This window comes from Mycolicibacterium parafortuitum (genome assembly GCF_010725485.1).
GTDB lineage: Bacteria > Actinomycetota > Actinomycetes > Mycobacteriales > Mycobacteriaceae > Mycobacterium.
This window is the reverse complement of the sequence record NZ_AP022598.1, coordinates 3,242,355-3,263,417: the sequence shown is the minus strand read 5'-3', so window position 1 is coordinate 3,263,417 and position 21,063 is coordinate 3,242,355. Positions and strand designations below refer to the sequence as shown.

Below are 21,063 nucleotides of genomic sequence, written 5' to 3'. Positions count from 1 at the left end.
CTCCTCGAGCTGTGACGTCACCGGTGGAAAGTGTCTGGATGTGACGGAAATTCCATTCTCATCACCGGCGAATCATACATTCGTACGATGAGAACTCAAGAAAATGACGAGAACCCCCGCTGCCTGCAGGAAACGGTGCGACAATCCCGCACTAGACGTCTCACCAGTGCGAACACGCCACCGCTCTTGTCTTGCGGTCTCACATAATGCGAGAGTACGGTTCTCATATTCGGAAGGATGATTCTTGACTACTGAGGGCCGCGTGAAGAACGCAGTAGTGACCGGAGGCGCTTCGGGTATCGGCGCCGCGGTCGCCGACCGTCTGCGTGCGGACGGTCTGCAGGTGGCGATCATCGACCTCAATCCCGGTGAGGCGAAGTTCTCCTACGCCGCCGATGTCACCGATCGCGCGGCCGTCGACGGGGCGCTGGCCGAGATTCGCGCCGAGCTGGGACCGGTCACCGTGCTGGTGAACGCCGCCGGGCTGGACCGTTTCAAGAAGTTCCTCGACCTGTCCTTCGACGAATGGCAGAAGGTCGTCGACGTCAACCTCAACGGAGTCTTCCACTGCACGCAGGCCGTGCTGCCCGACATGATCGAGGCCGGCTGGGGCCGCATCGTCAACATCTCCTCGTCGAGCACTCACTCCGGGCAGCCGTTCATGTCGCCATATGTCGCCGCGAAGTCGGCGGTCAACGGGCTCACCAAGTCGCTGGCCCTGGAGTACGGCCCGCAAGGCATCACCGTCAATGCGGTGCCGCCCGGCTTCATCGACACCCCGATGTTGCGCAAAGCCGAACAGCGCGGCTTTCTCGGCGACACCGAAAAGCAGATCCAGCAGACCCCCGTGCGCCGGATGGGCCTCCCCGAGGACATCGCCGCCGCGTGCGCATTCTTCATCTCCGAAGAGGCCGGCTACATCACCGGTCAGATCCTCGGCGTCAACGGCGGCCGGAACACCTGACAAGCCAACAGATTTCAGCGAAAGGACGAGTGTCAATGGGACGGGTTCAAGGCAAGGTCGCCTTCATCACCGGCGCGGCACGCGGCCAGGGCCGCAGCCACGCGGTCCGGCTCGCCGAAGAAGGTGCCGACATCATCGCCGTCGACATCTGCAGAAACTACGAGACGGTGGGCTACCCGATGGCCACACCGGAGGATCTCGAGGAGACCAAGAACTTCGTCGAGAAGACCGGTCAGCGCATCGTGACCGCCCAAGCCGACGTGCGCAACGAGGCAGAACTGCGCGCAGCGCTGGAGGCGGGGCTCGCAGAGTTCGGCAAGGTCGACATCGTCGTGGCGCAGGCTGGTATCGCCGCGATGAAAGGTCAACCCGCGATGCAGGCCTGGACCGACGGCATCAACACCAACTTCGTCGGCACCATCAACGCCATTCAGGTCGCGCTGCCGCACCTGAAGGAGGGTGCGTCGATCATCGCGACGGCCTCGGCCGCCGCGCTGATGGACGCGCACAACAAGCCCAACCCCGGCGGCGATCCCGGCGGCATGGGCTACATGATCTCCAAGCGCCTGATCTCCGAGTACGTTCACGCGTTGGCAACAGAACTCGCTGTGCGCGGTATCCGCGCCAACGTCATCCACCCGACCAACTGCAACACCGACATGCTGCAGAGCGAACCGATGTACAGGTCGTTCCGCCCTGATCTGGAAAAGCCGACACGCGCCGACGCCGAGCCGGTTTTCGGTGTGCAGCAGGCGATGAAGGTCAACTACATCGAGCCCGAAGACATCAGCAACGCGGTGCTGTGGCTGGCCTCCGACGAAGCGCGTTACGTCACCGGAATGCAGCTGCGCGTCGACGCCGGCGGCTACCTCAAGTGGTACGACTACCACGTCTGACGACCAGGGTTCAGGAGGCGAGATCATGAAGGTTTTTGTCGATTCCGGTCGGTGCCAGGGCCACACGCTGTGCTCGATGATCGCCCCGGATGCCTTTGAGCTCAGCGATATCGACGGGACTGCATCCCCGGTGAACGAAGTCGTTGCGCCGGAGCAGGAGGACGCGGTGCGTGAGGCGGTGCAGTCGTGCCCCGAACAGGCCATCTCGATAGAGGAGTAGTGAACCCTTGAGTGTCGACGACGTCGTGACCGGCACCGCCGACGACAACCGGAAGCGAAACACCTACCACTTCGACCGGCATACCCCCGAGTACCGGCTGCAGTTCGAAAAGATCACCGAAGAAATGCAGGCCAAGTGCCCGATGGCATGGACGGATGTCTACAACGGGCACTGGGTGGCTGCCGACAGCAAGCACGTCTTCGAGTTGGCGCGCTGCCCCGCGGTGTCGAACCACCACGACATCTCCGGCGAGACTCCGTTTCAGGGCATCACCATTCCCAAGGCCAGCCGAGCGACCGTGGTCCGCGGCGGCATCCTGGAGATGGACGAACCGGAGCACAGTGCCTACCGCGGAGCACTGAACCCGTACCTGTCCCCCGCGGCGATCAAGCGGTGGGAACCTTTCATCGACGAGATCACCCGTGCGGCACTCGACGAACACATCGAGTCGGGAAAGATCGACTTCGTCGATCACCTCGCCAACGTGGTGCCCGCCGTGTTCACACTGGCGATGATGGGCATCAAGCTCGACAAATGGAACGTCTACAGCGAGCCCACGCACGCCTCGGTGTACACCCCCGAGCACGCCCCGGAACGCGAGAAGATCAACGAGCAGCATCGTGAGATGGGCATCGATCTCATCAACAACATGATGGAGATCCGCGAGAATCCGCGCCCGGGTCTGGTTAACGCGTTGTTGCAGTTGCGCATCGACGGGGAGCCCGCCCCCGACATGGAGATCCTCGGCAACCTGGGTCTGATCATCGGCGGTGGTTTCGACACCACCACCGCGTTGACCGCGCACGCGCTGGAGTGGCTCGGCGAGCATCCCGCCGAGCGCGAACGTCTGTCCCGCGAACGCGACGCCCTGCTGGCTCCGGCCACCGAGGAGTTCCTGCGCTTCTTCACGCCGGCACCCGGCGACGGGCGCACCTTCGCCGAGGACGTGGAGGTCGCGGGCCACCAGTTCAAGAAGTTCGAGCGGCTGTGGTTGTCCTGGGCGATGGCCAACCGCGACCCTGCCGTCTTCGAGCGGCCCAACGAGGTCGTGCTGGACCGAAAGGGCAATCGTCACTTCAGCTTCGGAATCGGCGTGCATCGGTGCGTCGGATCCAACGTGGCCCGCACGGTCTTCAAGTCGATGCTGACCGCGGTGCTCGACCGGATGCCCGACTACGTATGCGATCCCGAGGGCACCGTGCACTACGACACGATCGGCGTGATCCAGGGGATGCGTAATCTTCCCGCCACGTTCACGCCGAGAAAGCCGCTGGGCCCCGGACTGGACGAGACGCTGGTGAAGCTGCAGCGGATCTGCGATGAGCAGGAGCTGGCACGGCCCATCACCGAACGCAAGGAACGCGCCGTCATCGACTAGTGTGCGCCGATCTCACCCCGCGGATCACGGCGAGGTGGTTGCATGTAGCGGCGAGAGTATGGGAGGCGAAGCGATGAGGCTCAGCAGGATCGGTGCCGTGGCGGCCACGCTGATGGCGGTCGCGACGTTCCTGGCGCCGCCGTCGCAGGCGGGGATGCAGCTGGCCAATTACGACCTGCTGACCAACCGGTACAACCGCGCGTCGTGGTTCTGGTTTGTCACCTTGTGCATCCCGGAGAAGAGCCCGGACTGCGTCAACGTCGCTGCCCGGCCCCGGCTGAAGTTCTATGACTACTACGAGAGCAAGGCCTGGCTGGTCGACGGGCGCTACACGTTCACCGTGGACGTGCGCGACGGCCTGCAGTGCCCCGGGCATGTGATGCCGACCCGCGAGACCTACTCCTGGGACGCCGTGACGCTGCTGGGCACCATCGACTCGAAGTACGACGTCGGCTGCTTCAACGGCCCACCCGGAAGCCAGTTCTGGACGTTCAAGCTCCAGCAACTCTAGGGGTCGCCTGGCCCCGCGAGCGCGCGTGTCTGCCCGGCGACTCGCCGTCGTCGGCGTACATCCGGCGAACCCTCGTCGCCGTTCAGAGCAGCGAGTAGCGTCGCCGGATCGCGTTGAACCTCAGCCACATCTGCGCCGTGCGTTCCTCGGCAGTGACGGTCGCGGTGTCGGAGGGCAGCGCCGCACCCAGATCCGCGTGCTTGACGACTGCGGTACGCAACTTCGCCGGCGAACCCTCGAGCATGTGGCGGTAGGTGATGTTGCCGCGCTCGAAACCCTGGCTGTCGATCCAGTTGTGGACGCCCGGGTCCCGGTGCGCCAGCACCAGCCGGATCTTTCCGTCGGCGTCGACGCACGTCCGGCTCGGCGTGTAGCTGACCGGGCGATAGAGGTAGTCCATGCTGTTGAAGAACACACCCATGTTCGTCAACGACCACAGCCCCTCGTGGGAGTCGAACTCGATGACCAGGGCTTCGTCGGGACCGAGGGCCCAGTGCATATTCACCGCCGACCGTCCCCGCTTCGCATCGCCGTCGCCGTCGACGACGTCGGGGAACTCGTTCGGCCGTCCCGCGTCGACCCCTCCGTGGGTGAACGGGAACTCCGGCCAGTCGGCCATCACGCCGGTGAGAAATCCACCGGCCCACTCGATCGCGGCGACCATCTCCGCCGCGGTGGTCATCGGTTTCGGCGACGCCATATCGACACGCTCGATCCGCAATCGGGCCGGGACTTCGTCCCACGAGTCGAACCCCTGTCGCACGAACAGTTTTCGCGATTCCACGGTAGTCGACAGCCAGTTCTCGTCGCGCGGCGGGCCTCCGACGTAGACTTCGAAGCTGCCGTCCCCGCCGGTGCGTAGCTGCGCACCGGACAGATTGGCCTGCGGCACATCGCCGAACGGCTCATGTAGGACGTCCGGGCCCTCGGGTCGGGCACCCTGCACGGTGATGTTGAAGAAGCGCGCGCTGCCGCGCTCCCCCACGATTCGGTAGGTCGACTGCCCGTCGATCCATGCCTGCTGATACGTGAAGTCGGCGCAGTCCCCGCCGAGCTTTCGGGTCGGCCCGCAGAACGGGTGCAGGCTCGGATACCGGCTGTCGCGGGTCTCCAGCGCGAGATCGAAGGCCTGCCCCAGATTCTGGGTCAGAAAGCGCAGCGCGTCGACACGATGGATCTCCGATCCGGGATTGTGTTCCTTGAAGATCTGCAGCCCGGCCGATTTCACCCGGTAGCAGAACGTCTCCCAGGCCCGCCGCAGCGCCGCGTCGTCCTGGCCGTCGCCGTATGCCATCGCTACCGCTCCTCCATGCGGGACAGAACTTCGGTGACCCGTGCGCAGGCCCGCTGCGCCGCCGGTAGCGCCCCCTCCTCGGCGATACGGGGACCGATCAGCTCCAGGTCGAATCCGTACCGATAGCCGCCGCCGAGTGCATGGGCGAGCAACGACTCCAGCGGTATGGCACCGTCGCCGGGCACGGCGCGCGCGGGCAGTGCCCTGTCGCCGAGTACGTAGTCGCTGAGCTGGATCAATTCCGTGCGCGGCAGTGCGCGGTCCAACAACGTGTTCAGGTGCGCCTCCGTCCAACAGTGGAACAGGTCGATGCAGATGCCCAGGCCCGCCGATTCGGCGAGCTCGATGGTGTCGGCCAGCGTGTGGGCGATGTGGATGTCGGCGTAGAGGCCGGAGGCGTTCTCGATGGCCAGAGCCACCCCGGCCTGGCGCGCCTCGTCGAGGCACGGATACACCGCGTCACAGAACACTCCGGCGGCGTCCTCCCAGCTGCGCTCGCCCCGCCCGCCGGTCAGCATGTAGACCACCCGGGCGCCGACGGTTGCCGCCGACGCGATCACCCGCCGCAGCCCGTCGGTGGACGAGAACAGGTGGAACACGGACTCCACCGAGTAGCCGCCGGCGGCAACGACATCCGCGAGCGCGGGGTCTGCCAGCTGCGCGTCGATCAGGCTGAGCCGCCGGACACCGAGCGAATCCCATCGCGAGCTGTACTCGCGCAGCGTCGCTCCGTGGAAGGTCACGGAGTGCACAGACAGTCGCTGATCGATGCCGGTCACCTCAGCCGCGATTCTCGATCTCGACGCCGAACCTCTCCCGGAACGGGCGGAACTCCTCATGCAGCGCCGCGAGATCCTCCCCGATGTCGGTCAGCAGGGTCGTGGAGTAGCGGAATTTGCCATGCCGGTCGCCCTTGTTGGCGGCGAGGTAATCGCGCATCCGGGCTTGCGCGGCCGCGGTCAGTGTCCGTCCGGCGAACGCGTAGTAGTCGCCCACGGTGCCTACCGGGTCGGCGACGAAGTCCGTATAGCGGACGTGCCGGATGCGCGGATCGTCCACCATCGGGTTGGTCATCGTATTCGCGATACTGGCACGGGTCAGATCCAGGTGCGTCCGGGTGGCCGCATGCAGATCCACCGGACCGACCAGACCGTCGAGGATGTCGGCCATCATCATGGTCCGCGAGGCCGCCACCTGGACGGGTTCGCGATGCAACCAGAGCAGCGTCGCGTCGGGGTACGCGTCGAACAGCTCGGCGAGACGAAAACCGTGGAAGCCCTTCAAGACCCAGTGCTTACGCGGCCGCGCGTACTGGAGCTGTTGCAGCATCGCCCGGTGAATCCGGTACTGGGCCGCCGCGTCGGTCGGCAGTCCGCCGACCACGGTCTGCATCGGCACCCGCCACCACGCCGTCGGCGTCATCACCCGGAAGTCGAACGCCCAGGTGCGCTCGTCCTCGGGAAGGCCGTCCCCGAGCATGTCGTTGTAGGGATGGGAGTGCAGCCATTTCGGCGCCTTGGCATTGATCTCGCGCCAATCGCGATCAGCGCGCGCCCGGCGCGGATCCTCGCCACCGGCGAGGCCGGGCGGAGGGGACGGGTACATCACCTCCCAGAACCGCAGCGCCCTCGCGTCCGGGTCGACGCTCATCAACGCGTGCATCAGCGTCGTCCCCGACCGCGGTTCACCGGTGACGAACATCGGGGCTTCGATTACCTCGTCAGCGACCGGATGACGGTCCCGGTCGGCGAAGAACTCCAGCCGACTGGTCAGCAACCAGTGGCACACCTCGGCGGCCTGCCGGTGACCGTCCGGGGTCATTTCCTGCCCGTTGATCAGGTCGACGGCGATCGCGAACCGGTCCGGCAGCGTCGGATCGCCGTAATCGCGCAATCCCGTATCTGCCTCGGCCCGTGCGAGCAATGCCGCGGCGTCGAGCTTCTCACTCATACGGCCGTGTCATTCGCGTGCTCCGCACAGGCTGTCATTCGCGTGCTCCGCACAGGCTGTCATTCGCGTGCTCCGCACAGGCTCATCAGCTCGTCCTCCGCCTCCCGCACATGCTGCGCCGACGCCTTCGCGAAGTCGAGCCCCGCCATACCCCCGTAGTCCAGGATCTTCGGAACCCGCAGTCCCGCATCGACATACTCCTTGATGACGCGCGCCACCTGCTTCGGGGTGCCGTGCGGCACCACCGCCAGGATCATCTCCGGCTCGACGCGGTCGAGGAAGTCGACGATGCGTTCGCGGGTCAGCACACTTGGATCGATGTCGTGGAAACCGCCCCAGTCGGGCCCCATCGGATGCTCGAAGCCGAACGTGGACAACAGCTCTGCCGATACCTGCAGTAGGAACGACTTCACCAGCGGAGCGCGCAGGATCTCGGCAAGGGCGGCGTCGTCGCGACCCATCAGGCAGACCTGGATGAAACACGGCGTGATCGCCGACGGGTCACGACCGGCCCGCTCCGCCGACGCGTGCACCCGCGCCAGCTTCTCGGCGTAGTCCTCCGGTGACCATGCCCCGGCGGGCCACCAACCATCGGCGTAGCGCCCGGTGATGTCGAGTGCGCGGGGCCCGCTGGCACCGATCCAGATCGGCGGGAACCGACCGGCGTAGGGCTCGGTGTCGAGTCGGGCGTGCTGCAGCCGGTAAAAGCGGCCGTCGAAATCGACGGGCCCGTCGCTGTCCCACAGCAGCCGGATGACGTGCAGAGCCTCCTCGAATCTGCCGACCGGATAGCTGAAGTCGAAGCCGTAGGGCTCGATGTTCTCGCTCTCACCGCTGCCCAGCCCGAGGATGAACCGCCCCTTGGACAGGTGGTCGATGGTCAGCGCGCTCTGCGCCAGCGACGCCGGATGGCGCCGCACGGTGTCGACGACGCTGGTTGCCAGCGGCACGTTCGCGGTCAGCACCGCGGCGGCCGCGGCCACTGCCATCGCATCGAGATGACGGTGCGGCGACGGCGACGCGACGGCCAGGTCGGTGAACTCCGGCGACCAGATCGAGTCCGGCCAGAAGCTCACCATGTGATCGGGCAGCCAGATCGAATGGTAGCGCCCGGCGTCGAGCTCGGCGAGCTGCCCCAGGTCGATCGGCAACGTCGTGCGCAGGAACGCCGCGGGCTGAACCTTCATCGCCATGCCATCACCGGCCGCAACCGTCCGTCACCGCCGGGGCAGGCCGAGCACCTGCTGGGCGATGATGTTGCGCTGGATCTCCGAGGTTCCGCCGGCGATGGTGCCGCCAAAGCTGCGGCAGTAGCGCTCGAACCAGCTCGCGAAGTAGTGGTCGAGGTTCATGTGCTCGTACGGACCGGATGTCGCGGGGTGCACCAACCCATCGGGTCCGGCCGCCTCCAGCGCAAGGCCTTCGATGCGCTGTTCGGCTTCGGCGCCGAGCAGTTTCGGGATCGACACCGACGCCACGTCGACCTCGCCGCGCGCCGCCTTCGCGATACCGACCGATCCGAGCAACCGCAGCGCCTCGTAGTCCATGATGCTGCTCGCCAGCGCGTCGCGCTGCAGGGCATCCTTGGGCCGGAAATCGGCTATGCAGTTGGCGATTCGGTCGGCGAAGCCCAACCACATCATCGTCCGCTCGTGGCCCAGGGAGCCGTTCGCCACGCCCCATCCGCCGTTGAGCGGGCCGACCAAGTTCTCGGCGGGCACCCGCACGTCGGTGAAGAACACCTCGTTGAAGTCCAGGTTGTCGATGCCGGTCATGTCGGCGAACGGTCGGCACACCACGCCGTCGAGGGCCGTCGGGATCAGCAGCACGCTGATTCCCTTGTGCTTCGGCGCATCCGGGTCGGTGCGCACGAACGTCAACAGGAAGTCCGCGTCGTGGGCGCCGGACGTCCACACCTTCTGACCGTTGACGACGAAGTGGTCACCATCTCGGACCGCTTTGGTGCGCAATGACGCCAGATCGGATCCCGCGCTCGGTTCGCTCATGCCCAGCGACGCCGTGCGCTCGCCGCGCAGAACGGGGACAGCCCACTGATGCTTCTGTTCATCGGTCCCGAACGTCAGCAGTGACGCGGCGATGATGTTGACGCCCTGCGGGTTGAAGCTGTGGTAGATCCGGCGCCGGCACAGTTCCTCGGCGTGCACGAACGTCTGCAGCACGTTGGCGTTGCGGCCACCGAACTCCGGCGGCTGGGCCGGCAACAACCAGCCGTTGTCGAACAGCAGCCGCTGCCAGTCACGCGCCCACTGCGGCATGTGCGACACCGAGCGAGGGCGCTCCAGAGTCTGCGCCGCAGAAGGGGTGTGCTCGTCGAGGAACGCGGAGAACTCGGCGCGGAACTCCTCGACGTCGGAATCGAAAGCGAGCTGCATCAGATGTCCCTCCCGTATTCCTCCGCGATCATCGCCCGATGCTCCGCGGCTCCGCCGAGCAGCAGCTCGCCGGCTTTGGCTCGCTTCAACGCGAATTGCACATCGTTCTCCCAGGTGAAGCCCATCGCCCCGAAAAGCTGGATGCCGTGCTTGAACACCAACGACTGGCACTCCCCCGCCGAGGCCTTCGCCATCGCGGCGGCCAACCGCCGGCGCGGATCGTCGGCGGCGATGGTCAGCGCCGCGAAGTAGGACAGCGCCCTGGCCCGCTCGATCGCGACGAACATGTCGGTGGCCTTGTGCTGCACGGCCTGGAACGTGCCGATCGCGACGCCGAACTGCTGGCGACTCTTGGCGTGTTCGAGCACCAGATCCAGGATGCGCTGGCAGGCACCGACCATCGTGATCGCCATACCCATCAGCGCGACATGGTAGGCACGCTCGGTGTCGGCGGACAGTCGGTCGGATTCGGCGACGTGGACGGCGGGGAACGACACCTCCGCGACGTGCAACACCGGGTCGAAAATGTCGACACGGCGGGTGACGGCGTCGGAGCGCCCTACCACGAAGACGCCTGCCGGGGTCACCACCGCGAAACGCTCGGCGCGGTCGCCGTCGAGGACGAAGCGGTCGGTGCCGGTGAGCACCCAGCCGTCGGCGTCGCGGATCGCCGACACCCCCGAGTACACCGCGGCGCCGGAGCCGTTCGAATCGAACCGGTCACCGACCAGCGGAGCGAACTGACTCAGTGTCGCCAGGAACGGCGTCGGGTCGGTCGCGCGGCCCAACTCTTCGAGCACGATCGCGAGCTCGACGGCATTCTCCGGATCGGTCAGCTCGGTCCATCCGGCGTCGAGATAGGCGTTCCACAGCGGGGTCGGGTCGACGCCGTTCTCGGCGATATCCCGGATCAGCGACGCCGGGCACTGCTTGGACACCGCGTCGCGCACGGTCTCCTGCCACAACCGCTGATCAGCATCGAACTCGAGTAACACGTCGTACGCCTCCTGGTGACCGCCGTGCAAGCGAGAATAACATTCTCGCTTCTGGTGTCGGCGTTCTCGCCAAACGCGTAGGCATTTTCGCCGACAATCTGCCGTGCAGCCGTCCAGCAGGTCGCTCTACCTGCGCCGATGTTAAGCGCCCTGCTGGAGAACAGAATTCTTGATAAAGAAGAACAACGATCTACACTGAGACAGTCGACGGTCGTGTGTCCGGCCGCGCGAGAGCAAAGGACAAAGCTGCGTGAAGGAATTCACCGACGGGACGGGTGTCGACCCAACAGATCCGGTCAGCATCCCTGTTGTCGATGCCAGCGTGCACATCTTCTGCCAGTCCAACCAGGACCTCCGGAAGAATTTCTTGCGCGAACCGTTCCGCAGCCGTGGGTTTCCGGACTACGAAATGGACTGGTACGGCGCGCCCGGCGGCGAGTACGCCGACCGCACCGAAGGCCCGGAGGGGCAATACCCCGGATCCGACCCGGCGCTGGTGGCCAAGCACCTGTTCACCGACCGCGGTGTCGACATCGCGATCCTGCACCCGATGACGCGGGGCATCATGCCCGACCGGCACCTCGGCACCGCGATCGCCTCGGCGCACAACGAGATGATGGTGACGCGCTGGCTGGACCACCCCGAGTTCGGCGAGCGCTTCCGCGGCACGCTGCGGGTCAATCCCGACGACATCGCCGGGGCACTGCGCGAGATAGACAAGTACCGCGGCCATCCGCGCATCGTGCAGCTCGGCATTCCGCTGCAGTCACGCGAGTTGTACGGCAAGCCGCAGTTCTGGCCGTTGTGGGAGGCCGCCGTCGACGCCGGCTGGCCCGTCGCGGTGCATTTCGAGGTCGGCTCGGGGGTCATGCTGCCCCCGACCCCGAACGGGCTGACGCGTACCTACGAACAGTTCGTCGGGTTCACGGCACTGAACTTCCTCTACCACCTGATGAACATGATCGCCGAGGGGGTATTCGAGAGGACGCCCGACCTGAAGTTCGTCTGGGCCGACGGTGCCGCGGACATGCTGACCCCGTTCATCTGGCGGATGGACTGCTTCGGCAGGCCGCATCTTGAGCAGACGCCGTGGGCGCCGAGGATGCCCAGCGACTACCTGCCCGGCCACGTCTACTTCATCCAGGGCAGCCTGGACGGCCCCGGTGACGTCGACTTCGCCGGCGAATGGGCCGGGTTCACCGGCAAGGACGACATGGTGATGTACGGGTCGAGCTATCCGCACTGGCAACTCAACGAACTGTCGGTGCCGAGCTCATACAGCACCGAGCAGCGCGACAAGTTGTGCTGGCGCAACGCCGCGCAGCTGTACGGCCTCGAAGTTGGCGCAAGTCCGTCCGTGTCATCCGCGGCTACGGCACAGTAGAGGGAGCGAGGAGGCACGACCATGACCGTTACCGCCAATCCACGGGTACCCGCCACCGAACGCATCGCCGTGCGGTGCGTGGACTCCGACGTCCACCCCGCACCCCGGGCCGGAGAACTCGGCCAGTACATTCCCGAGCCCTGGCGCAGCAAGTACTTCGGCACGCACAAGGTCGGCGACCAGATCTACTATGACGCGCCGGACTACGCCCACACCTATGCCATGCGCGCCGACTCCTTTCCGGCCGACGGCCAATTCCCCTGTAGTGACCCGGATCTGGCGTTCAAGCAGCTGATCATGGAGGCCGGCGCCGACATCGCGATCCTGGAACCGGCCGCGTACCCGGCCCGTATCCCCGAAGCGCAGCACGCGATGTCGTACGCGCTCAACGACTGGCAGGCCAACCACTGGCTCGACAGCCACAACAACTGGCATGAGCGCTGGCGAGGGTCGATCTGCCTGGCCATCGAGGAACCCGAGGCCAGCGTCGCCGAGATCGAGCGCTGGGTCGGCCACCCGTACATGGCACAGATCCTGATCAAGGCCGAACCGCGCCCGTCGTGGGGGAACCCGAAGTACGACCCGATCTGGGCGACGGCGGCCAAACACGACATCCCCGTCAGCTGCCATCTGTCGCGCAGCCACTACGACGAGCTGCCGATGCCACCGGTCGGGTTGCCCAGCTACAACCACGATTTCATGGTGACCTACTCGCTGCTCGCGGCGAACCAGGTGATGAGCCTGATCTTCGACGGCACCTTCGACCGGCACCCGAACCTACGCATCGTTTTCGTCGAGCACGCGTTCACCTGGATCCTCCCGCTGATGTGGCGGATGGACGCGCTCTACGAGGCCCGCAAGTCGTGGCTGGACATCAAACGCAAGCCCAGCGAGTACGTCAAGGACCACATCAAGTTCACGACCCAGCCGCTGGACTATCCCGAGGACAAGACCGAGCTGTCGCGGGCGTTCGAATGGATGGAGTGCGAGAAGATCCTGCTGTTCTCCAGCGACTACCCGCACTGGACGTTCGACGACCCGCGCTGGCTGGTCAAGCACCTGCCCGAACACGCCCGTGAAGCGGTGATGTTCCGCAACGGTATCGAGACCTACAAGCTGCCGGACACCGTGCCCGCGCTCGAAGGTCAGGTACGGGTCTTCTGACACATGGACAAAGAGAAGACGCCCCGGTTGGCCCAGGGGCGGGAACACGTCGTCGCCACTGTCGACGAGATCCCGCCTGGCACACACAAACTCGTTCCCATCGGCCGACACGGCGTCGGGGTGTACAACGTCAACGGCACGTTCTACGCGATCGCGAACTACTGCCCGCACGAGGGCGGTCCGCTGTGCTCCGGCCGGGCCCGTGGCCGCAATATCGTCGACGAGACCGTCCCCGGTGACGCGGTGATGGTCCGCGACCAGGAATACATCTTCTGCCCATGGCACCAGTGGGGATTCGAGCTGGCGACGGGCACCACCGCGGTGAAACCGGAGTGGAGCATCCGCACCTACCCGGTGCGGGTGGTCGGCAAGGAAGTCCTGGTGCAGGCATGAGCGAACTTGTGAGCGAATCATCGGCCGGGAGCGAACTTGTGAGCGAATCATTGGCCGGGAGTGAACTTGTGAGCGAATCATCGGCCGGGAGTGAACTTGTGAGCGAGACCGGACTGTCCCTGACGGCCGGCGAACAGAGCATGACGATCAACGGCGGCAACGTCGTCTACGAAATCCTGGGTGACACAGGTCAATTGATCGCGCTGACGCCAGGTGGCCGGTTCAGCAAGGACATCCCCGGGCTGCGCCCGCTCGCCGAGGCACTGGTCGAGGGCGGCTACCGGGTGCTGCTGTGGGATCGGCCCAACTGCGGCAAATCCGATGTCCAGTTCTACGGGCAGAGCGAATCGCACATGCGCGCCGAGACGCTCTACAAGCTGGTGACCGCCCTCGGTGAGGGCCCGTGCATCATCCTCGGCGGGTCCGGCGGTGCCCGTGACTCGATGCTCACCACGATGCTCTACCCCGAGATCGTGCGAAAACTGGTGGTGTGGAACATCGTCGGCGGTGTCTACGGATCGTTCGTGCTCGGTGGCCACTATGTGACCCCGAGCATCCTGGCGGTCCGCGGCCTCGGCATCGAGGGCCTGCTGAGCGTGCCTGAATGGCGTGAGCGCATCGAGCAGAACCCGGCCAACCGCCGGCGTCTGCTGGATCTCGACGTCGACGAGTTCCTCAAGGTGATGCTGCGCTGGCTCAACGCGTTCGTGCCCAAGCCGGGCCAAACCATTCCCGGTGTGCCCGACGAGATGTTCGACAACATCACCGTGCCCACCTTGATCATCCGCGGCGGCGAGAACGACTGGGATCACCCGAAGCGGACGTCGCTGGAGGTGCACTGCCTGATCAAGGGTTCCGCGCTGATCGAACCGCCATGGCCCGAGGACGCCTGGGAACGCGCGGGTGAGAGGTTCGCCCAGAGCGGCGGCAAGACGTTCTGCCTGTTCGACACGTGGGTGCAGGCTGCCCCGGCCATCCTGGATTTCCTGGGCAAGTGATGGCCTCGTCCGGTTCCGTCGGGTCAGTCCTTCAGGACGATGTGCACCTCGCAGTTGGTCGAGGCTTCCAGCGCGGTGTGGATCCGGCTCTCGGGGATGCGCGCGAGGTCCGCCTTGTGCAGCGTCACGGTGATGATGTCCCAGCCGTCGTCACCGGCGCGCCGGTCGATCGCGCCGGACAGGCCGAATCCGGCGAGCACACCGTGCGCGTCGTCGTCGGTGCCATGGCTGACGAAGGTCAGCACCCCGATCACGGGTTCGGCCGGAAACGCCTTGGCGCACATGCCTGCTGCTTGCGCCTGCAACGCCGCGGCATCGGTTCCCCGCATCAGGATCTCGACTTCGCGGCGCTTCGGCGGCAGGACCGCGAGGTTGTTGTCGATCAGTTCGGCGCCCGCCTCGCTGGCCAGCCGCGCCAACTGGGCCATGCCCGCCGCGAGCTGTTCGGCGCTCAGTTCGCCGCTCAGGTCGACGCCGATACGCACCACCGCTGTCCGCATGCACGGAAGGGTAACCGCCGATGAACACGGCGATGAACACCGAACTGACCGTGGCGGTGTGGCCGGGCCTGACCGCCCGGCTGCTCCGCACCACTGCGGGCATCGAGTCGGTCGGCGAGTATCGGGCTGCGGGCGGCTATCTCGCCCTCGACGACGCGGAGGCCCTCCTCGACGAGATCGGCCGCGCCGGGGTGCAGGGTCGCGGCGGTGCGGCGTTCCCGACGGCGGTGAAGCTGACGACGGTGCGCCGCGCGTCGGCGCGTGGACTGGACACCGTGCTGGTGGCCAACGGAGAGGAGGGCGAGCCGGCCTCGGTCAAGGACCGCTGGCTGCTGCGCCATCGTCCGCATCTCGTGCTCGACGGCCTGCGACTGGCGGCGCGCATCGTCGGCGCACGCCACGCGCATGTGTACGTCTCGGACCCGCGATCCGCGGCGGCGGTGCGCGACGCGCTGGACGAGGTCACCCCCGGGGTGCTCGATGGTGTCACCGTCAGCGTGCACGTCGTCGAGCCCAGCTATGTCGCCGGCGAGGAGACCGCGGCGGTGCGGTCGATCAACGGCGGACCGGCGAAGCCGACCGACAAGCCGCCCCGGCCGTTCGAGGAGGGTGTCGGTGGCCTTCCGACGGCGGTGTGCAACGTCGAGACCCTGGCCAATCTGCCGTTCGTGCAGCGCCACGGCGCGGCCGAGTACCGCAGCCTCGGCACCCCCGGGTCGCCCGGCACCTTCCTCGCCACGCTGACCGGCGGCGGCCGTGGGCCCGGTCTCTACGAGCTTCCGTTCGGGGTGTCCGCGGCCGACGTACTTGCGCTGCACGGGATCCCCGTCGACGGGGTGCGCGGTGCACTGATGGGCGGCTACTTCGCCGGTCTGCTGGACCGGCGGATCGTCGAGGGTTCCCTGGACCACGAGTCACTGCGCGCGCTCGGCAGCGGGCTCGGCTGCGGGGCGGTCTCGGTGCTCACCGACGAATGCCCGGTCGCCGTCGCCGCGGCGGTGCTGGAATACTACGGCCGGGAGAACGCCGGCCAGTGCGGTGGATGCTTCAACGGGACGGCGGCAATGGCGGCCGCGGCGGGTGCGTTGCGTGACGGCACCGCCGACGCCGACGACCTCGGCCGGCTGAAGCGGTGGTCGGAGGTCCTTCGCGGGCGCGGCGCCTGCGCGACGTTGGACGCCGCCTGCAACATCGCGGCCAGCATGCTGACGATGTTCGCCGACGACGTGGCCCGGCATCTCGCCGTTGACTGCCCGGCCTGCGGAGGCGCGGGCACCTACACCGCCCGGCGTCCGTTCGAGGTGGAGGCACTGTGAGCGACGGAATGCGGATCAAACTCGACCGGACCCTGTGTGACGGTTTCGGTATCTGCGCCAAACACGCACCGGAGTACTTCTCGCTTGACGACTGGGGCTACGCGGTCCTTGTCGGCGACGGCAATATCCCCGAGGAGGACCGGGACGCGGTGCAGCGCGCGCTGCTGGACTGTCCGGTGCACGCGATCCTCAGCATCGGGGAACGTCGACCGGACGAGACGCCGATGCGGCCGCTGCGTGAGCCGGATCTGGACAAGCTGAAAACCGAAGACAACGAAGCAGAATGGGGTTTCACCCGATGAGCGCTTGCGCGAAGAGCAAGGGGAACCGATGAGCGCTTGCGCGAAGAGCAAGGGGAACCGATGAGCCGTCTTCCCCTGCCGCAGTTGACGTTCGACAACGAGTTCTTCTGGACGTCGGGCGCCGACGGTGTGCTGCGCATCCAGGAGTGCGGTGATTGCAAGTCGCTGATCCATCCGCCGCAGCCGGTGTGCCGCTACTGCCATGGCCACAACCTGGGTCCGCGCGAGGTGTCCGGTCGGGCGGTGCTGTCGGCGTTCACCGTCAACGAGCGGTTCTCGATCCCGGGTCTGCCCGCGCCGTATGTCGTCGCCCAGGTCGCCGTCGAAGAAGATCCGCGAGTCCGGTTGACCACCAACATCATCGACTGCGATCCCGGCGAGCTCGAGCTCGGGCGCGTCGTCGAGGTGGTCTTCGAGCAGAACGACGACGTGTGGCTGCCGCTGTTCACACCGACAGCCGAGCACGAGACCGCACCGCTGCCCGAGGACGAGATCGCGCCGCAGGACTTCGGCAAGTTCGTCCGCCCAATGCTGACCACCGACAAGTTCGAGGACGCGGCGGCCATCACCGGCATCGGGGCCTCGAAGATGGGGCGCCGGTTGATGGTGCCCCCGCTGTCCCTGACGATCGAGGCCTGTGAGGCGGCGATCGCCGACGCGGGCCTGACGCTGGCCGACATCGACGGGCTGTCAACCTATCCGGCGATGGACGCGATGGGGATGGGTGAGGGCGGCTGCACCGCACTGGAGGGCGCCCTGGGCATCCGACCGACCTGGATCAACGGCGGCATGGACACTTTCGGCCCTGGCGGCTCTGTGATCGCCGCGGTGATGGCGGTCGCGACGGGAATGGCCCGCCACGTGCTGTGCTTCCGGACGCTGTGGGAGGCGACCTTCAACCAGCTGATGAAAGAAGGCAAGGCGTTTCCGCCAGGCGGGGCGCGGGTCAACAACTGGCAGGCCCCGTTCGGGGCGACGTCGGCGGCGCACACCTTGGCCCTGAACGCGCAGCGGCACTTCCACCGATACGGCACCACGAAGGAAACCCTCGGTTGGATCGCGCTGAACCAGCGGGCGAACGCCCAGTTGAATCCGACTGCGATCTATCGCGATCCGATGACGATGGAGGACTACCTCAACGCGCGGCCGATCACCAGCCCGTTCGGGCTCTACGACTGCGACGTGCCGTGCGACGGAGCGGTCGCGGTGGTGGTGTCGGCCGTCGACGCCGCCGCCGACGCACCGAAGAAGCCGGTGTACTTCGAGGCGGTCGGCACCCAGATCATCGAGCGCACCGACTGGGACCAGACCACCTTGACCCACGAGCCGCAGGTGCTGGGCCAATCCGCGCACCTGTGGACGCGAACATCGTTGCGTCCGGGCGACATCGACGTCGCCGAGCTCTACGACGGGTTCACCTTCAACTGCCTGTCGTGGCTGGAGGCACTCGGATTCTGCGGAATCGGCGAATCGAAGGACTTCCTCGACGGCGGCACGGCGATCGCGCGCGACGGCGTCATCCCGCTGAACACGCACGGCGGTCAGCTGTCTCACGGCCGGACCCACGGCATGGGGCTGATGCACGAAGCCGTCGTGCAGCTGCGCGGCGAAGCCGGCGAGCGGCAGGTCAAAGACGCCCGCACCGCGGTCGTCAGCAGCGGTGGCCTCACCCCGAGCGGTGTGCTGATTCTGCGGACGGAGTCGTGACGCGATGACCGCGCCGGCGGCGCCACGCCCGCGGGTCGTTCTCGTCGACGGCGTGCCGATGTCGGCGCTGGTCGCCGCGGTGCCGCGGCCACGGGCGATCATTCTCGCCGTGCACGGCGGCGCGACGTCAGCGGCGTACTTCGACTGCCCGGGCCGTCCTGATCTGTCGCTGCTGAGGATCGCGGCCGCAGCGGGTTTCACGACGATCGCATTGGACAGGCCGGGGTACGGCTCGTCCGCGGTGTACGCCGATGAGTTCGCCGACCCGGCCCGCCGGGTCGCGTCCGCTGCCGGTGCGGTGGACAAGATCCTCGGTGACGGCGATCGCGGAGCGGGGCTGTTCATCGTCGGGCACTCGGCCGGCTGCGAACTCACGCTGCGGATGGCGACCGCGCGCGACGACGTGATCGGCGTCGAGCTGGCAGGCACCGGGCTGCGTTACACCCCGACGGCAAAGGCCATCATCCGCGACGCCACCGTCACGTCACGGCCCGGCGGACTGCGCGATCTGCTGTGGGAACCCGCGGATCTCTATCCCGCCGAGGTGCTCACCGGCGCGCTGTCGGCGCCCGGGGTGCGCTACGAGGGCGAGGTCACCGCGCACTGGGCGCGCCGCGACTTCCCCGCGCTGGCCGCGCGACTGTCCGCGCCCGTCCAGTTCAGCGTCGCCGAGCACGAGAAGGTCTGGGAATGCGGTCCGGACGCGCTGGCTGCGATCGCCGGGCTGTTCACGGCATCGGGACGGGTCGCCGTCAACGAGATGGCCGGCAGCGGCCACAACCTCAGCGTCGGGCTCAGCGCCGGCGACTATCACCGAAAGATTCTGTCGTTCATCGATGAGTGCATCGCGGGCTCGCACGGCCGCGATCAAGAGCAAGTGGAGGCGAGCTGATGCGGGTCGGTTTCATCGGGCTGGGTAGCCAGGGCGGTCCCATGGCTCGGCGGATCGCCGAGGGCGGATTCGAGACCACGTTGTGGGCACGCCGACAGGCGAGCCTGGAGCCGTACGCGGACACCCCGGCCAAGACCGCCGCCACCCCCGCGGAACTGGGCGCCGCAAGCGATCTGGTGTGCCTGTGCGTCGTCGGCGACAATGACGTCCGCGAGGTGCTCTACGGCGAGGTCGGCGTACTGGCCGGGCTGGCCGAGGGCGGAATCATCGCGATCCACAGCACCGTGCACCCGGAAACCTGCCGTGAGATCGCCGAAAAGGCGGCTTCGCAGGGCGTTTCGGTGATCGATGCCCCGGTCAGCGGCGGCGGGCCCGCCGTCGAGCAGGGCACGCTACTGGTCATGGTGGGCGGCGACGAGGAGGTCGCCGAACGGTGCCGCCCGGTATTCGCGACATATGCCGACCCGATCGTCTACCTCGGCCCACTGGGCAGCGGACAAAACACCAAGATCCTGAACAACCTGTTGTTCAGCGCGAATCTCGGCAGCGCCGTGAGCACGCTGGACCTCGGCGAGTCACTCGGCATCCCGCGCGACAAGCTCATCGAGGTGCTCAACCGCGGTTCGGCGACCAGTAAGGCCGTCGGCAGCATCTCGGTGTTCGGCGGCACGCTCGACGGCCTCGCGCCGATCGCCGGCGCACTGCTGCAGAAGGACGTCCGGCACGCCGCGAGCCTGGCCGCGGCCGCGCATGCGGCCGAGGGTGCGGTGTTCACGGCGGCGGATGCGGCGCTGGAAGCAATGGACCACCGCCGATGAGCGCTTGCGCGAAGAGCATCAGGCACGAGATGAGCGCGTGCGCGAAGAGCAGAGAGTACAGCCGGTGACCACCGTCGGCTTCGTCGGCGCGGGACGCATGGGTGCGCCCATGGTCACCCGCCTGGTCGAGGCGGGCCATGACGTGGCGGTGCTCGGCCGCAGCAGCGATAAACGCTCCGCCGCAGAGCAATTGGGCGCGCGCCCGGTCGCCGAGGTGTCCGCGGTGGCCGACGGTGCCGATGTCGTCGTGGTCTGCGTGTTCACCGACGATCAGGTCCGGCAGGTGTGTCTGGACGATGGCCTGCTCGACGCTATGTCGCCGGGTTCGACCCTGGTGGTGCACACCACCGGCAGCCCCCGCACCGTCGAGCTGCTGGCCCAACGGGCACCGGGGATCGCGGTGGTCGACGCGCCGGTCAGCGGCGGACCGCACGACATCGCCGCCGGCCAGATCACCTTGTTCGTGGGCGGGCCCGAGTCCGTGTTCGAACGCATCCGGCCGGTGCTGGCCTGTTACGGGGATCCGATCCTGCACACCGGGGGGCTCGGCTCGGGGCAGTGGGTGAAGCTGCTGAACAACACTCTGCTGACTGCGCAACTGGGCTTGTTGCGCGAAGCGGCGGCGTTCGGCGCGCGGGTCGGCGTCGACGAGGCAGGCCTGATCGCCGCCGTCCGCCGCGGCAGCGGCGCCAGCCGGGCCGCCGATCTGATCGGTACCCGGGGACCGGGATCGGTACAGCAGTTCGTCGAGTCGATCGGCGAGTTTCTCGGTAAGGACGTCGCGGTGATCCGGGCCGTCGCTGAAGAGACCGGGAACGATCTGGGAGTCCTCGATACCTTGATCGACCGGGCACTGCCCACTCCGGCGACCTGATGTTTGCCCCGCGAACCGGACCCGAATGTCGCGGTGCTGGCACACCGAAACTGATAGCGTTACAGTCAAATCAATTCTCGTAACGCTTCCGGCAGCAGCCCGCCGTGAAGGAGG

22 protein-coding genes are annotated in these 21,063 nt (G+C 66.9%); 15 read left to right on the top strand and 7 right to left on the bottom strand.

Annotated features, from left to right (window positions below; translation table 11 throughout):
• Nucleotides 1–262: 262 nt before the first annotated feature.
• The 5 genes from NTM_RS15775 to NTM_RS15755 all read left to right on the top strand — a co-directional run bounded on the left by NTM_RS15775 (nt 263) and on the right by NTM_RS15755 (nt 3,969).
• Nucleotides 263–964, top strand: coding sequence for an SDR family NAD(P)-dependent oxidoreductase (locus NTM_RS15775; protein ID WP_104863505.1), 702 nt, complete (start codon nt 263–265; stop codon nt 962–964).
• 35 nt (nt 965–999) lie between these two features.
• A complete protein-coding gene (locus NTM_RS15770) occupies nt 1,000–1,860 on the top strand; it encodes a mycofactocin-coupled SDR family oxidoreductase (RefSeq protein WP_104863506.1) in 861 nt (286 codons plus the stop codon).
• Nucleotides 1,861–1,885: 25 nt separating this feature from the next.
• Nucleotides 1,886–2,080: a ferredoxin gene (locus NTM_RS15765; RefSeq protein ID WP_163766800.1), complete on the top strand. Its 195-nt coding sequence runs from the start codon at nt 1,886–1,888 to the stop codon at nt 2,078–2,080.
• A 7-nt stretch (nt 2,081–2,087) separates the two neighbouring features.
• On the top strand, nt 2,088–3,458 hold the full coding sequence (locus tag NTM_RS15760) for a cytochrome P450 (protein WP_163766799.1): 1,371 nt from the start codon (nt 2,088–2,090) through the stop codon (nt 3,456–3,458).
• Nucleotides 3,459–3,531: 73 nt separating this feature from the next.
• Entirely contained in the window at nt 3,532–3,969 is a 438-nt protein-coding gene (locus NTM_RS15755) for a hypothetical protein (protein ID WP_104863509.1), read from the top strand.
• A gap of 82 nt (nt 3,970–4,051) precedes the next feature.
• On the opposite strand, the gene NTM_RS15750 is transcribed toward NTM_RS15755, so the two are convergent.
• Genes NTM_RS15750 through NTM_RS15725 form a run of 6 tightly spaced genes read right to left on the bottom strand, consistent with a single transcriptional unit; the run spans nt 4,052 to nt 10,601 of the window.
• Nucleotides 4,052–5,263, bottom strand: a complete 1,212-nt coding sequence (locus NTM_RS15750) for a DUF1214 domain-containing protein (RefSeq protein WP_104863510.1) — start codon at nt 5,261–5,263, stop codon at nt 4,052–4,054.
• A 2-nt stretch (nt 5,264–5,265) separates the two neighbouring features.
• A complete protein-coding gene (locus NTM_RS15745; protein WP_232079720.1) occupies nt 5,266–6,042 on the bottom strand; it encodes a sugar phosphate isomerase/epimerase family protein in 777 nt (258 codons plus the stop codon).
• A 1-nt stretch (nt 6,043) separates the two neighbouring features.
• Nucleotides 6,044–7,213: a sulfotransferase family protein gene (locus tag NTM_RS15740; RefSeq protein WP_163766798.1), complete on the bottom strand. Its 1,170-nt coding sequence runs from the start codon at nt 7,211–7,213 to the stop codon at nt 6,044–6,046.
• A gap of 59 nt (nt 7,214–7,272) precedes the next feature.
• Complete coding sequence (locus NTM_RS15735; RefSeq protein WP_163769507.1) at nt 7,273–8,400, bottom strand: LLM class flavin-dependent oxidoreductase; 1,128 nt, start codon at nt 8,398–8,400, stop codon at nt 7,273–7,275.
• 30 nt (nt 8,401–8,430) lie between these two features.
• Nucleotides 8,431–9,606, bottom strand: a complete 1,176-nt coding sequence (locus NTM_RS15730; protein ID WP_104863514.1) for an acyl-CoA dehydrogenase family protein — start codon at nt 9,604–9,606, stop codon at nt 8,431–8,433.
• Nucleotides 9,606–10,601 carry an acyl-CoA dehydrogenase family protein gene (locus tag NTM_RS15725; RefSeq protein WP_163766797.1) on the bottom strand — a complete coding sequence of 332 codons (996 nt, stop codon included), beginning with the start codon at nt 10,599–10,601 and terminating at the stop codon, nt 9,606–9,608. The genes NTM_RS15730 and NTM_RS15725 overlap by 1 nt, the downstream gene beginning before the upstream one ends.
• Before the next feature lie 250 nt (nt 10,602–10,851).
• On the opposite strand from NTM_RS15725, the gene NTM_RS15720 reads away from it, so the two are divergent.
• The 4 genes from NTM_RS15720 to NTM_RS15705 all read left to right on the top strand — a co-directional run bounded on the left by NTM_RS15720 (nt 10,852) and on the right by NTM_RS15705 (nt 14,540).
• On the top strand, nt 10,852–11,985 hold the full coding sequence (locus NTM_RS15720; protein ID WP_179963944.1) for an amidohydrolase family protein: 1,134 nt from the start codon (nt 10,852–10,854) through the stop codon (nt 11,983–11,985).
• Nucleotides 11,986–12,006: 21 nt separating this feature from the next.
• A complete protein-coding gene (locus NTM_RS15715; RefSeq protein ID WP_104863515.1) occupies nt 12,007–13,149 on the top strand; it encodes an amidohydrolase family protein in 1,143 nt (380 codons plus the stop codon).
• Nucleotides 13,150–13,152: 3 nt separating this feature from the next.
• Nucleotides 13,153–13,542 (top strand): Rieske (2Fe-2S) protein, encoded by a 390-nt coding sequence (locus tag NTM_RS15710; protein WP_104863516.1) that lies wholly within the window; start codon nt 13,153–13,155, stop codon nt 13,540–13,542.
• A 140-nt stretch (nt 13,543–13,682) separates the two neighbouring features.
• Nucleotides 13,683–14,540 (top strand): alpha/beta fold hydrolase, encoded by an 858-nt coding sequence (locus NTM_RS15705; RefSeq protein WP_163769506.1) that lies wholly within the window; start codon nt 13,683–13,685, stop codon nt 14,538–14,540.
• A 23-nt stretch (nt 14,541–14,563) separates the two neighbouring features.
• Here the strand turns inward: NTM_RS15705 and NTM_RS15700 are convergent, their stop codons facing one another.
• Nucleotides 14,564–15,040, bottom strand: a complete 477-nt coding sequence (locus NTM_RS15700) for a hypothetical protein (protein ID WP_104863517.1) — start codon at nt 15,038–15,040, stop codon at nt 14,564–14,566.
• 20 nt (nt 15,041–15,060) lie between these two features.
• Here NTM_RS15700 and NTM_RS15695 point away from each other — a divergent pair, with 20 nt between their 5' ends.
• The 6 genes from NTM_RS15695 to NTM_RS15670 are packed head-to-tail and all read left to right on the top strand — an operon-like array spanning nt 15,061 to nt 20,949.
• Nucleotides 15,061–16,356, top strand: coding sequence for an NADH-ubiquinone oxidoreductase-F iron-sulfur binding region domain-containing protein (locus NTM_RS15695; protein ID WP_163766796.1), 1,296 nt, complete (start codon nt 15,061–15,063; stop codon nt 16,354–16,356).
• 8 nt (nt 16,357–16,364) lie between these two features.
• Nucleotides 16,365–16,658, top strand: coding sequence for a ferredoxin (locus tag NTM_RS15690; protein ID WP_170312016.1), 294 nt, complete (start codon nt 16,365–16,367; stop codon nt 16,656–16,658).
• A gap of 60 nt (nt 16,659–16,718) precedes the next feature.
• Nucleotides 16,719–18,365, top strand: coding sequence for a thiolase C-terminal domain-containing protein (locus tag NTM_RS15685; protein WP_163766795.1), 1,647 nt, complete (start codon nt 16,719–16,721; stop codon nt 18,363–18,365).
• 4 nt (nt 18,366–18,369) lie between these two features.
• A complete protein-coding gene (locus NTM_RS15680; protein WP_163766794.1) occupies nt 18,370–19,257 on the top strand; it encodes an alpha/beta hydrolase in 888 nt (295 codons plus the stop codon).
• The gene (locus NTM_RS15675; protein WP_163766793.1) at nt 19,257–20,075 is read left to right on the top strand and encodes an NAD(P)-dependent oxidoreductase; all 819 of its coding nucleotides are present in this window, start codon (nt 19,257–19,259) and stop codon (nt 20,073–20,075) included. Before NTM_RS15680 ends, NTM_RS15675 begins: the two co-directional genes overlap by 1 nt.
• Nucleotides 20,076–20,112: 37 nt before the next feature.
• Entirely contained in the window at nt 20,113–20,949 is an 837-nt protein-coding gene (locus tag NTM_RS15670; protein ID WP_232079719.1) for an NAD(P)-dependent oxidoreductase, read from the top strand.
• Nucleotides 20,950–21,063 lie beyond the last annotated feature (114 nt).

What these genes read in the sequence shown, in the direction of transcription:
- NTM_RS15735 (WP_163769507.1), bottom strand. Translation starts at nt 8,400, where the DNA reads ATGAAGGTTCAGCCCGCGGCGTTCCTGCGCACGACGTTGCCGATCGAC.
- NTM_RS15700 (WP_104863517.1), bottom strand. Translation starts at nt 15,040, where the DNA reads ATGCGGACAGCGGTGGTGCGTATCGGCGTCGACCTGAGCGGCGAACTG.
- NTM_RS15675 (WP_163766793.1), top strand. Translation starts at nt 19,257, where the DNA reads ATGCGGGTCGGTTTCATCGGGCTGGGTAGCCAGGGCGGTCCCATGGCT.
- NTM_RS15690 (WP_170312016.1), top strand. Translation starts at nt 16,365, where the DNA reads ATGCGGATCAAACTCGACCGGACCCTGTGTGACGGTTTCGGTATCTGC.
- NTM_RS15705 (WP_163769506.1), top strand. Translation starts at nt 13,683, where the DNA reads ATGACGATCAACGGCGGCAACGTCGTCTACGAAATCCTGGGTGACACA.
- NTM_RS15770 (WP_104863506.1), top strand. Translation starts at nt 1,000, where the DNA reads ATGGGACGGGTTCAAGGCAAGGTCGCCTTCATCACCGGCGCGGCACGC.
- NTM_RS15695 (WP_163766796.1), top strand. Translation starts at nt 15,061, where the DNA reads ATGAACACGGCGATGAACACCGAACTGACCGTGGCGGTGTGGCCGGGC.
- NTM_RS15715 (WP_104863515.1), top strand. Translation starts at nt 12,007, where the DNA reads ATGACCGTTACCGCCAATCCACGGGTACCCGCCACCGAACGCATCGCC.
- NTM_RS15750 (WP_104863510.1), bottom strand. Translation starts at nt 5,263, where the DNA reads ATGGCATACGGCGACGGCCAGGACGACGCGGCGCTGCGGCGGGCCTGG.
- NTM_RS15765 (WP_163766800.1), top strand. Translation starts at nt 1,886, where the DNA reads ATGAAGGTTTTTGTCGATTCCGGTCGGTGCCAGGGCCACACGCTGTGC.
- NTM_RS15740 (WP_163766798.1), bottom strand. Translation starts at nt 7,213, where the DNA reads ATGAGTGAGAAGCTCGACGCCGCGGCATTGCTCGCACGGGCCGAGGCA.
- NTM_RS15710 (WP_104863516.1), top strand. Translation starts at nt 13,153, where the DNA reads ATGGACAAAGAGAAGACGCCCCGGTTGGCCCAGGGGCGGGAACACGTC.
- NTM_RS15680 (WP_163766794.1), top strand. Translation starts at nt 18,370, where the DNA reads ATGACCGCGCCGGCGGCGCCACGCCCGCGGGTCGTTCTCGTCGACGGC.
- NTM_RS15685 (WP_163766795.1), top strand. Translation starts at nt 16,719, where the DNA reads ATGAGCCGTCTTCCCCTGCCGCAGTTGACGTTCGACAACGAGTTCTTC.
- NTM_RS15730 (WP_104863514.1), bottom strand. Translation starts at nt 9,606, where the DNA reads ATGCAGCTCGCTTTCGATTCCGACGTCGAGGAGTTCCGCGCCGAGTTC.
- NTM_RS15755 (WP_104863509.1), top strand. Translation starts at nt 3,532, where the DNA reads ATGAGGCTCAGCAGGATCGGTGCCGTGGCGGCCACGCTGATGGCGGTC.